Source organism: Sphingomonas sp. TF3 (genome assembly GCF_003985085.1).
In the GTDB taxonomy this organism is placed as follows: Bacteria; Pseudomonadota; Alphaproteobacteria; order Sphingomonadales; family Sphingomonadaceae; genus Sphingomonas.
Window position 1 is genome coordinate 34,611 of record NZ_RWKS01000025.1, and the last position, 10,879, is coordinate 45,489.

The 10,879-nt window shown below is 64.6% G+C and carries 10 protein-coding genes and 1 tRNA gene; 6 read left to right on the top strand and 5 right to left on the bottom strand.

The window, feature by feature from the left end; genetic code table 11:
• Positions 1-18: 18 nt before the first annotated feature.
• Both EJC47_RS17750 and EJC47_RS17755 read right to left on the bottom strand, forming a co-directional pair.
• Positions 19-432 carry a DUF2946 family protein gene (locus EJC47_RS17750; protein WP_126849137.1) on the bottom strand — a complete coding sequence of 138 codons (414 nt, stop codon included), beginning with the start codon at positions 430-432 and terminating at the stop codon, positions 19-21.
• Between the two features lie 143 nt (positions 433-575).
• Positions 576-649, bottom strand: a tRNA-Cys gene (locus EJC47_RS17755).
• A gap of 175 nt (positions 650-824) precedes the next feature.
• Between EJC47_RS17755 and EJC47_RS17760 the strand changes: the two genes are divergently transcribed.
• From EJC47_RS17760 to EJC47_RS17775, 4 genes are read left to right on the top strand one after another with little or no spacing between them, the layout of a single operon-like run.
• Positions 825-1,490: a protein-L-isoaspartate O-methyltransferase family protein gene (locus tag EJC47_RS17760; protein WP_260591647.1), complete on the top strand. Its 666-nt coding sequence runs from the start codon at positions 825-827 to the stop codon at positions 1,488-1,490.
• A 20-nt stretch (positions 1,491-1,510) separates the two neighbouring features.
• Positions 1,511-3,022 (top strand): TolC family outer membrane protein, encoded by a 1,512-nt coding sequence (locus tag EJC47_RS17765; RefSeq protein ID WP_126849139.1) that lies wholly within the window; start codon positions 1,511-1,513, stop codon positions 3,020-3,022.
• 60 nt (positions 3,023-3,082) lie between these two features.
• On the top strand, positions 3,083-3,613 hold the full coding sequence (locus tag EJC47_RS17770; RefSeq protein ID WP_033963930.1) for a DUF2497 domain-containing protein: 531 nt from the start codon (positions 3,083-3,085) through the stop codon (positions 3,611-3,613).
• A 52-nt stretch (positions 3,614-3,665) separates the two neighbouring features.
• The gene (locus EJC47_RS17775; protein WP_126849140.1) at positions 3,666-5,750 is read left to right on the top strand and encodes a S9 family peptidase; all 2,085 of its coding nucleotides are present in this window, start codon (positions 3,666-3,668) and stop codon (positions 5,748-5,750) included.
• 77 nt (positions 5,751-5,827) lie between these two features.
• Here EJC47_RS17775 and EJC47_RS17780 read toward each other — a convergent pair whose 3' ends face one another.
• Positions 5,828-6,430 carry an alpha/beta hydrolase gene (locus EJC47_RS17780; protein WP_126849141.1) on the bottom strand — a complete coding sequence of 201 codons (603 nt, stop codon included), beginning with the start codon at positions 6,428-6,430 and terminating at the stop codon, positions 5,828-5,830.
• Between the two features lie 320 nt (positions 6,431-6,750).
• Between EJC47_RS17780 and EJC47_RS17785 the strand changes: the two genes are divergently transcribed.
• Positions 6,751-8,100 (top strand): FAD/NAD(P)-binding protein, encoded by a 1,350-nt coding sequence (locus EJC47_RS17785; RefSeq protein ID WP_126849146.1) that lies wholly within the window; start codon positions 6,751-6,753, stop codon positions 8,098-8,100.
• A gap of 22 nt (positions 8,101-8,122) precedes the next feature.
• On the opposite strand, the gene EJC47_RS17790 is transcribed toward EJC47_RS17785, so the two are convergent.
• Complete coding sequence (locus EJC47_RS17790) at positions 8,123-8,872, bottom strand: gamma-glutamyl-gamma-aminobutyrate hydrolase family protein (RefSeq protein ID WP_185867715.1); 750 nt, start codon at positions 8,870-8,872, stop codon at positions 8,123-8,125.
• Positions 8,869-9,837, bottom strand: a complete 969-nt coding sequence (gene epsC / locus EJC47_RS17795) for a serine O-acetyltransferase EpsC (RefSeq protein ID WP_126849142.1) — start codon at positions 9,835-9,837, stop codon at positions 8,869-8,871. The genes EJC47_RS17790 and epsC overlap by 4 nt, the downstream gene beginning before the upstream one ends.
• 122 nt (positions 9,838-9,959) lie before the next feature.
• Here epsC and EJC47_RS17800 point away from each other — a divergent pair.
• The coding region (locus EJC47_RS17800) for an ATP-binding protein (protein ID WP_148110558.1) at positions 9,960-10,879 on the top strand (920 nt) is incomplete at its 3' end.

Genomic DNA, 10,879 nt, shown 5'->3' on the forward strand with positions numbered 1-10,879 from the left:
TCGCGGCTCTATCGATCGTCACAGGGTGGCAGGTGGTCCGCGTAACGGCGGGCGGAGATGGAGGCGCAGCCCGATCAGCGGCGGCGCGATCCGCCGTGAGCCGAGCGCCATCACAAAGGCGATGGCGAGCGCAAGCAGGATCGGGTCGGTCGCCGCGACCGAATGCGCGTTCAGGCCGGCAAAAGCGCACGGCTGGTCGGCTTTTTCGCCGTCCTTGTGATGCTTTTGCGATGCGGAGTCGGCCATGCCGGGCATCGCCATTGCCATCGTCTTCACCGGGCCCATGCCCGAACAGATGGCGATGCGAATCACGCCGTTGGAGGTGTCCAGCATGTACCCGCTGGGCACGACGACTTTCAGCAGCAGTGCAAACGCCAGCAGCCATGCCGCAAGGGCGCGGTGTTGCTGGATATGAGCTCGGAGCCTGTGCACGGGCGGCCTTTATGGCGGACGGCCCACGATGTCACGAGGGCAAAATGTCTCTACCGAAGTCGATTCGACGTCATCTTGCGCGAAGCAAGCTCATCGGAAAGACAGCAATTCGCAGAGCGCGTGAAGATCTCTGGAAGCTGTTGTGGAGGCCCGACCGGGAATCGAACCCGGGTGCAAGGATTTGCAGTCCTCTGCGTCACCACTCCGCCATCGGGCCGAAGAGCGGCGCAGATGCAAGCGTCCGCGCCCGCTGTCAACCACGCGCTTGCAAAAATGCCGATACACGTCGCTTGGCGAACCCGGTTCGCCACGATAGAGGTGGGCACTCTCAACTAGTGTATTGTGCAACTACAACAGTTGTGCAAAACCGGGTGTCCGACAAGGGTGGCACGATGAACTTGAATACGCACGATTCGGATATGCTCGCGATGCGCCATGCCATGGTGGCAAGCCAGCTTCGCACCAATGCCGTCAGCGACCCGCGCGTCGTCGCGGCGATGGACTCGGTCCCGCGCGAGGCGTTCCTGCCGAGCGAGGTGGCAGCGCTGGCGTATCGCGATACCGCCGTGCCGCTCGGGCATGGCCGCGCGCAGAACGTGCCGATCGCAACGGGACGCTTGCTGACCCAGGCCGAACTGCTCCCCACCGACCGCGTGCTGCTGATCGGCGCGGCGGGCGGCTACACCGCTGCGGTCCTGGCCGAACTGGTGGCGTCGGTGGTGGCGGTCGAATGCGACCCGGCACTTGCCGCCCATGCCCGGGCCGCGCTTGCTGGGACGGCGAATATCACTCTGGTCGAAGGGCCGCTGGAAAACGGCCATGCCGCTGGCGCGCCCTATGATGTACTGGTCATCGACGGCGCGGTCGAGGGTGTGTCCGATGCCCTGGTCGAGCAAGTCGCGATTGGCGGGCGTGCGGTGGCCGGGATCATCGATCGCGGCGTAACGCGCCTCGCGGCCGGACGGCGCAGCGCAGGCGGCTTCGGCCTGCTCGCCTTTGCCGACATCGAATGCGTGCCGCTTCCCGGCTTTGCGCAGCCGCGCACTTTCACGTTCTAAGCAGAAAAGACCAGCGACCCATGCGATCGATACACCTTCTGACTGGCGTTGCGCTGCTCGGGCTTGCGGCAACCCCGCTTTCTGCGGAGACGCTGCGCGAGGCGCTGGTCAAGGCGTATAACACCAACCCGACACTCGCCGCGCAGCGCGCCAATGTGCGCTCAAACGACGAAAATGTGCCGATCGCGCGGTCGCAGGCGCTTCCTGCCGTCACCTTGCAAAGCGCCTATACCGAAAACGTCGTCAAATCCTCGAACAGCTTCGTGTCGCCGGACCGCAGCGGCACGGCGAGCGCGACTTTGTCGGTGCCGCTCTATGCTGGTGGCGCGGTGCGCAACAGCGTGCGGGCTGCGCAAACCAGGGTCGAAGGCGGCCAGTTGAGCTTGCGCGGAACCGAGTCCGATTTGTTCACCACGGTCGTGGGGGCCTATATGGACGTGATCCGCGATGAAGCGATCGTCGGCCTCAATACCCAGAATGTGAAGGTGCTTGAGGTCAATCTGCAGGCCAGCCGTGACCGGTTTCAGGTGGGGGATCTTACCCGGACCGACGTCGCGCAGTCTGAAGCCCGTCTCGCCATCGCTCGCGGGCAGCTTGAAACGGCGCAGGCGCGGCTGATTTCCAGCCGGGAAAGTTATATCCGCTTCGTCGGCACTGCGCCCGACGCGCTTGAGCCGCCACCGGCGCTTCCCAATCTTCCCGCCGATCCCGACACTGCGGTGGACGTGGCGTTGAAGGACAATCCGACGCTGTTGGCGGCCGCCAAAGCGAGCGAAGCCGCAGGGTATGACATTGGCGTAGCGCGCTCGAATCGCTTGCCCAAGGTCAGCGTCAACGTCGGCGGCAACTATTACAACTATCTCGGATCGCTTGGTTCGGGCACCGGCGTGGCAATTGGCCAGACGGGCACTTCCTCGACGGTCGGTCTTGGGCTGACGATGCCGCTCTATCAGGGCGGGCGTCCATCGGCGCAGATCCGGCAGGCGCAGGATGCGCGCTTGCAGGCGATCGAGCGCGTTACCGAGACCGAGCGTGGCGTCATCTCGCAAGCGCGGTCGGCTTATGCTGTCTGGAAGTCCTCGCTCGAGGTGATTACGTCGAGCGAAGTGGCGGTCAACGCCAACAAATTGTCGCTGGAAGGTGTGCGCGCCGAAAACAGCGTCGGCAACCGCACCATTCTCGATATTCTCAATGCCGAGCAGGAATTGCTGAACTCGCAGGTCACCTTGGTGACGGCGCGGCGTGATGCGTATGTCGCGGGCTTTGCGCTGCTGGCGGCCATGGGGCGGGCCGAGGCGCGCAACCTTGGGCTTGATGGCGGGCCGCTTTACGATCCGGTGGCGCATTATAAGAGCGTGCGCGGACGGATTTGGGATTTTTCGTCGGATCCCGATCCTGCGGTTACGGGCACGCGGACCAACGCGACTCGCCCGCAAGACGCCAAGGTCACCCGCCCGCTCGATCCGATTCTGGACGCGCCAGTTGACAGAAGTGCCCCAATTACCGCAGGTGAAGCAACGAAGAACCGCTAACCGGCGGATCGACGCACTTTTCAGGGGTTGTCGATGGGGGATTTGAGCACGGAGCCATCGATGGAGGACATCCTCTCATCGATCAAGCGGATCATCGCGGAAGAGAATGACGCGGCCCCGGCGCGTGCCAAGCGACCGGCGCGTGCTTTGCCCGCGCGATCCGAGCCAACCCCTTTTAGTGACGACGAAATTCTCGAGTTGAGCCAACCGGCCCCCGAGCTCGACCGCCGTCCTCAGCCCGAGAATTACCCACAATCGGCGCGGATCGCCCGGGCCGTGACCAGGGAGGAACTCGTGCCGGAGCCAGCCCCCGAACCCGTTCGCGCGCCGCCGCCCGTCGCGGCAAAGCCGGTGCCTGAAACGCCCGCGCCCGAGTCGATTGTTTCACCGCGCACCGCCGAAGCCTCGCGCGGGCCGCTGGATGTGCTGTCGCGGCTGGTGGTGAAGCCCGAGGTCAGCGGATCGGACACGTTGGAAGGCATGGTCCGCGATATGCTGCGCCCGATGTTGCGCGACTGGCTCGATGCCAATCTGCCCGCGATCGTCGAGACGATGGTGGCCAAGGAAATCGACCGCATTACCGGCAAATAAGCCGCCCGGCGGTGATTGCAGCGGCCGCGCGGTTCTGCTGTAACCTGCGTTCATGAAAACACTGCTTGCTGCGACCGCTTTGACGGCCGCCTTCATTGCCGCGCCTGCGGTCGCCCGCCAACTCACGATCGACGATGTGTCCACGCTGTCGCGCGTCTCCGCTCCGGCTGTTTCGCCCGACGGGCATTGGCTGGTGTGGCAGCAGCGCGAGACCGACCTGACCATCGATGGTGGTCGCTTCGATCTGTGGCGGCTCGATTTGACGCGCAAAGGGGCCAGCCCGGAAAAACTGATCGCCGAGGCCGACGTCAACGAGACTGCGCCGCAATTCTCGCATGACGGCAAGACCGTGTATTTCCAGTCCGACAAGGGCGGCGAGGATGCGGTCTGGTCGATCGGTATCGCGGGTGGCGCGCCGCTGCAGCTGACCCATTTCAAGGGCGGGATGGGCGGCTTCAAGGTCTCGCCGCAGGATGACAAACTGCTGATATGGGCGGACCGCTTGCCGGGCGCGCCCAGCCTCGAACCGGCGATGATCAAGCGCGATGCCAATGCCGGCAACGGCCGCGTTTATGACCAGATGTTCGTGCGGCATTGGGCGAGCTGGGCCGATGGCACGCGCTCGCAACTGTTCGTCCTGCCGCTGACCGCAACGGGCGCGACCGGCAATGGCGTCCCAATCGAAGGCAAACTGGTTGGGGACGCGCCGTCCAAGCCGTTTGGCGGCGGCGAGGAAGTGTCGTGGAGCGCCGATGGCAAGACGGTGTATTTCGCGTTGCGCGAAGCGGGCCGGATCGAGCCGTTGTCGACCAATCTCGATATCTTCGCGGCACCTGCGGATGGGTCGGCTGCACCGGCCAATCTGACCGATGCCAATCACGGGATGGACAACCTCCCGACCACGTCGCCCGACGGCAAATATCTCGCCTGGTTCGCGATGAAGCGGCCGGGCTATGAGGCCGATCGGCAAGTGCTGATGCTGCGCGACCTGAAGAGCGGCGCAGTGCGCGCGCTGACCGAAGGCTGGGATCGCTCGGTGGCCTCGATCGCCTGGAGCCCGGACAGCAAGACGATTTTCGTGACCGCCGAGGATACGCAGGAAACCCCGATTTGGTCGGTTTCGCCGGTGACCGGCACGGTCGCGCGGCTGACCGGGCCGGGCAGTGTGTCGGCCGTGGTGCCGACGCCGACCGGGCTCGTCTATGCGATGAACTCGCTGACCGCGCCCGACGATTTCTACCGGCTGGCCGGCAAGAGTTCGGTCCGCCTGACGTCGGTCAACGCCGCCAAATTGGCCGATGTCGAGATGCCGAGCGTCACCAAGTTCAGCTTCACCGGGGCCAATAACGATACGGTGTGGGGCTATGCGGTGAAGCCTGCGGGCAGCACCGGAAAGGTGCCGATCGCGTTTATGGTGCATGGCGGGCCGCAGGGGTCGAGCAACAATAGCTGGTCGTATCGCTGGAATCCGGCGGTGTTCGCGGGCGCTGGCTATGGCCTGGTCGCGGTCGATTTCCATGGCTCGACCGGCTATGGGCAGGGCTTTACCGATGCGATCCGCAACAATTGGGGCGGCTGGCCGCTGGAGGATTTGAAGGCCGGGCTGAAGGCCGCGACCGACAAGTTTGCGTGGCTCGACGCGGACAATGCCTGTGCGCTGGGGGCCTCTTATGGCGGCTATATGATGAACTGGATCGAGGGCAACTGGCCCGATCGCTTCAAGTGCATCGTGCAGCATGACGGCGTGTTCGACGCCCGCGCCATGGCCTATGAAACCGAAGAACTGTGGTTCGACGAATGGGAACATGGCGGCCATCCTTATTATGAGGACCCCGCCGCGTTCGAGAAATGGAACCCGGTCAACCATGTGACTGCATGGAAGACGCCGCAGCTCGTCATCACCAGCGAAGGCGATTACCGCATTCCCTATACGCAGGGCATCGCCGCTTTTACCGCGCTCCAGCGGCGCGACATCCCATCGCGGCTGGTGGTGTTCCCGGGCGGCAGCCATTGGGTGCTGAAGCCACGCGAGAGCCGCCAATGGTATCGCGAAGTGCTGGGGTGGATGAACAAGTGGACCGCCCCCACTGCGCCGCAACCCCCGATCGTCGGCGCATCAGGCCGCAAGGGCGGCTGACGCCTGCTTTGACGATCCTGTCCCCGGGCTCCCGGGGACAGGAACAGGCGCGCGGTCGTACGCCTTGGCAATGACGGTTAGTCTTGCGGGGCGAGGACCGGGACTTCGGGCACCTGCGCGGCGTGCGATTGCGGCGCGGGCACGCTTCGATCGAGCACGTCCAGATAGGCCAGCAGGCCCTCTTCGGCATCAGTGAAGCGGCCGTTGCGATTGCTGGGCTGGCCAGCCGAAGCTCCGGCCTTTTCGACGAACCGGCTGCCCCATTTGTCGGCAAGATGCAGAACCTCCCCGATCCGGAACGATGCATCGTTTACCACGATCGAGGGAAAGGGGAGGCGATAGGCAGGCCCACTCCGGATTGCTGCTGCCACGGCCACTTGGCTCATGTCCACTGCGAGCGGCGAGTCGAACACGGCACCGCGAACCGATCGCAGATAGCTGCGCGGCGAAAGTTGGGCCCACCACGCTATGGCCAGGCATGCCACCCCACGCGCGAGGATCACCACTGGTGCATCGCCGCGTGAAAAGGTCGCGTCGAGCTGCACCGCCCAGCGGCCATTGTGGAATTTCGAAAGGTCCAGCTCGACCCGGGCGATTGGGGTGGAGGACGGCGAATCTCCGCGTACCGATACCAGGATCGGCAGCGGAGTGTCGGTCAGCACGTCGGTAACAAAGACCATGACTGCTCTCCCATCAACTTTGGTAGTCGCTTGCGACTCTCCCGGAGGTCGAGTCGGATTTCGCTTCCACGTATCAAAAGCTATTCCTACTACGGTACTAGGCAATAGAGCTGCGCCAGAGCGTATGCCGGTTGCGCCAGATCGATAGTCTGTCCCGAAGTGCGGGCAATTGGACGCAGGGAAATCTATCTGGGCGCTAAGCTCGGCTATATCGCCGCAGCCGGTGCGTCCTTCTCGGTGAAGTGCACGACATGGGAGATGGATGTGAACCGCGTACGCTCGAGGAACGGCAGCAATGGCGTCGGCCCCCGGGGGAGGGCGTGATTGCGCATGTGGCGATCGTCGGCGGGGGGTTCTCGGGGTCGCTCGCCGCAATCAACGTGCTGCGCCATGATGGACCGCGTGCGACCCTGATCGACCAGCAAGCGGATGCAGGCGTTGGCCTTGCTTATGGCGCGGCGCACCCATCGCATCTGCTCAACGTGCGAGCGTCCAACATGAGCGCGTTTCCCGACGATCCGGGCCATTTCGTGCGTTGGCTGGCGAGTCGTGGACACGCGGCGGCGGGGCAAAGCTTTGTGCCGCGCTTGGTTTACGGCACCTATCTGCGCGAACTGCTCGATCGCGTCGCCGCGGATTTTCCCGGCCGCTTGCGGATCGTGCGCGGCGAGGCGGTCGACGTGACAGAGCATCGCGGCGTGCGCGTCCTGCTGGCCGATGGTGCCTCGGTCGAGGCCGATGCCGCTGTGCTGGCGGTGGGCAATTTGCCACCGCATACGCCGGTCGAGCTGGCGGCGGAATCGCTTGGACCCGGCTGCTATGTCGGCGATTGCTGGAGTGCGGAGGCGACCGAAGGCTTGCTCGACGATGATACGGTGCTGATCCTCGGCACCGGGCTGACGATGGTCGATGTCGTGTTGCTGCTGGAGGCAAAGGGGTTTGCGGGGCGGGTTGTCGCGCTGTCGCGGCGAGGATTGTTACCGCACGCCCATGCTGCACCGGCTGGCGCGTGGACTGCGATTGCGGAGCGGCCGTCGACGGTTCTCTCCCATCTGGTGCGAGCCCTCCGCAGGCGCAGCGCGGCCATCGGCTGGCGCAGCGCGATCGACGAGTTGCGCCCATTCACCCAGGATATGTGGCGCGCCGCCACCGCTGCGGAGCGCGCACGGTTCATTCGCCACGCGCGCCCGTGGTGGGACATTCACCGCCACCGTTTGGCCCCCGAAGTGGCCGACCGCATCGCCGCCTTGCGGTCAAGCGGGCGGCTTGAAATCGTCGCTGGCAAGATCGGTCTCGCTGCGACATGCGCCGACGGTGTTGCGGTCGAGTGGCGACCTCGCGGAGAGGACGCGCGACGGACCCGCATCGTTCAACGGATCATCAATTGCACGGGCCCGCAAGGCGATCTCGGTCGGACCAGCGCGCCGATGCTCGGCGCTTTGGTGGCGCGGGGCGTCATTCGCCCCGATACCGCGCGGCTCGGGATCGATGTGGATGAGCAGATGCGGGTGATCGGTCGTGATGGCATGGCCAACCGTCGCCTGTTCGCGCTCGGGCCGATGACGCGCGGCGCGTTCTGGGAAATCGTCGCGGTGCCCGACATTCGCGGGCAGGCGTGGACCTTGGCCCGCCGCCTCTCCAACGCGCATTGGGTGGCGGAAGGGCTTTAGCGGTGGAGCGCCGGGGCCGTAGCTATCGTGCGTCTGAGGCGGCGCGCAGCGAAGTGCCGACCACGGAGACGAAGGCGCGGCTTTCTGGGGAGTGATCGACATCCCATTCGGGATGCCATTGCACCGCCAGCACCTCGGCCCCGCACGGTTGCGCGCGGATCGCCTCGATCAGGCCATCATCGGCGGCGACCGCTTCCACCGTCAGTCCGCTGCCAAGCCGATCGATGCCCTGTTCGTGGACCGAGTTAACCGACATCCGCTGACGCCCGGTCGCGAAAGCGAGCAGACCGCCGTCGTTCAGCTCGACATCGTGGCGGTGGCCGAACAGCGTGTCGAAGCACCCGTCCCAGGACCCGCGATGATGCCGTCCCCTGCACGAATCGGTCGACAGCGTGCCGCCGAACAGAACGTTGATCTCCTGCAAACCACGACAAATGCCGAACACGGGCTTGCCGGCTTCGATCATCCGTCCGGCCAAGGCGAGCGCGACCTCGTCGCGTTCGCGGTCGATGTGCTGGCCTTCGGGAAGTGCGGCACCGCCATAGCGTTCCGGCGCGACGTTGGAGCGCGATCCCGTCAACAATACGCCGTCGAGCAGGCTGGTGAGCACGGCGATATCGACGGCATCGCGCACCGCCGGCACCAGCATCACCGTGCTGTCCGAAAAGCGCGCAAGGGGGGCGACAAAGCGGGTGGCGACGGTCTGCACCGGCCGCCCCAGTGTTTCGTTGCAGCACAGCACGCCGATGACGGGGCGTTTCGCCACCGTCATGCCGATTGCCCGAGCAACGTCTCGCGCAAGTCCAGCCCCGCTTTGCGATCCAGCCGGAGCGCCTCCGGCTGAACGAGCACGCTGTCCTCGGGCACATCCGAAAGTAGCCAGACATTGCCGCCAATGGTCGATCGCGCGCCGATCGTCACCCGGCCCAAAATGGTGGCACCGGCGTAGATGACGACATCGTCCCCGATGATCGGGTGGCGGGCATGGCGGTGGCGCACGTCGTCGCGGGTCGCCCCGACCGGGCTGCGCGCACCGAGCGTGACATGCTGATACAGCCGCACCCGCGCGCCGATGATCGCCGTCTCGCCGATCACGACGCCGGTGCCGTGATCGATGAAGAAGCGCGGGCCGATCTGCGCACCAGGGTGGATATCGATGCCGGTGCGTTCGTTGGCGATTTCCGAAATGAGCCGCGCAACGATGGGGGCACCCAGATTGTTCAGTTCGTGTGCGATGCGGTGGTGCAGGCTGGCGATCGCGCCGGGATAGCAGACCAGGATCTCGTCCACGCTGCGCGCTGCCGGATCGCCGAGAAACGCCGCCTCGACATCGCTGTCGATCAAGCGCCGGATGTCGCCGAGCGTGGCCGTGAACAGCCGCACGATGGTGGTGGCATGGTCGGCCTCGAAGACCCCGGCCTCGCACTGCCAATAGCCGAGTTCATGGCCGATCTCACGCTCGAGATCGGTTATCGCGGCCAGCAGCTTGGCGACAACGAAAGTGTCCTCCTCCGCTACGGGGCCGCGGAAATGGCCGAGGCGACGCGGATACAACGCTGCGGCAAGCAGGGACAGCACCCGCTCCAGCGCCGCGCGCGACGGGAAACTTTCCACATCGCGTGCCTCGTCCTGCCGTGACCGCCATTCCTCGCGCGCCTCGCGCAGATCGGCGATCGCGTCGCCAACGGTGCGCGGGGGAATCGGTGCGATATCGTTGTCGGTGCGTAAATCGGTCACGGGGCCTCCTTTGTGGAGGATATCCTATCGATCCACTCGGAAATAATAGAAATGCTTCTGCCCGCGCAAGCGCGGGTTTGCGCGCGACATTGCCGTCCGTGTTGAGATTGTACAATCCGCCGATGACTAACCGTATTACGCCATATATCCAGCGCGACCTTCGCCTCCCCAGGGACGGAGCCGCGCTCGACTTTATTGCATGGCCGAAAGGCCATGCCGATCAGATGCATGCGAGTCTCCTTTCTGAACGGTATTGGATTGATATGACCTCAGCCGATCCCTGGAGCCCGTCCAGCTTTACGCCGCCAAACCGCGATATTGCGGAGCCCGCCAGCGACGGTCCGTCGGATACCACGTTCACACGCCGTTTGTTCGGCCGTATCGCCGAGAGCGCTGCCCTCGCAGACGCGCTGGCGCGGGTTTGCGGCAGCGGCACAGCAGAAGGGATTTTGCTTTCGGGGGTGTCCGGCGTCGGAAAGTCGGCGTTGGTACGCCGCTTCCGGATGCTCATGGCGGCATCGCCACATCGTTTCACCACTGGAAAATGCGACCAGTTACATCACAACGCGCCGTTTGCGCCGATTGCCCAGGCTTTGCATGGCCTGACGCATGCGTTGCTCGGCGAAAGCGACGCGACGTTGCAGAACCTACGCGCGCGCCTCCTTCCGCAATTGGGGAACGACACGCGATTGGTGGTCGATCTTGTTCCGGATATGGAGATCGTTCTCGGGACGGCGGGTGCGAGAACAGATATGTCGCCCGCGCTTGCGAAAATTCGGCTGCATCAGGCGCTGCTGGCAACCATCGGTGCGCTCGCCACGCGAGAGGCACCGTTGATTCTGTTCCTGGACGATATTCAGTGGGCGGACCCGTTCTCGCTGGAAATGTTGGTCAGCCTCGCCAGGACGCCACCGCAAAACACCCTCGTCATTCTAGCCTATCGCGAAGACGAAGCGCATTTGCATCTGAAGCCGTCCGGGTTTCTGGACGCCATCAAATCGCATGCGCTCCCGATTACTGAAATTGCGTTGGCACCGTTGCA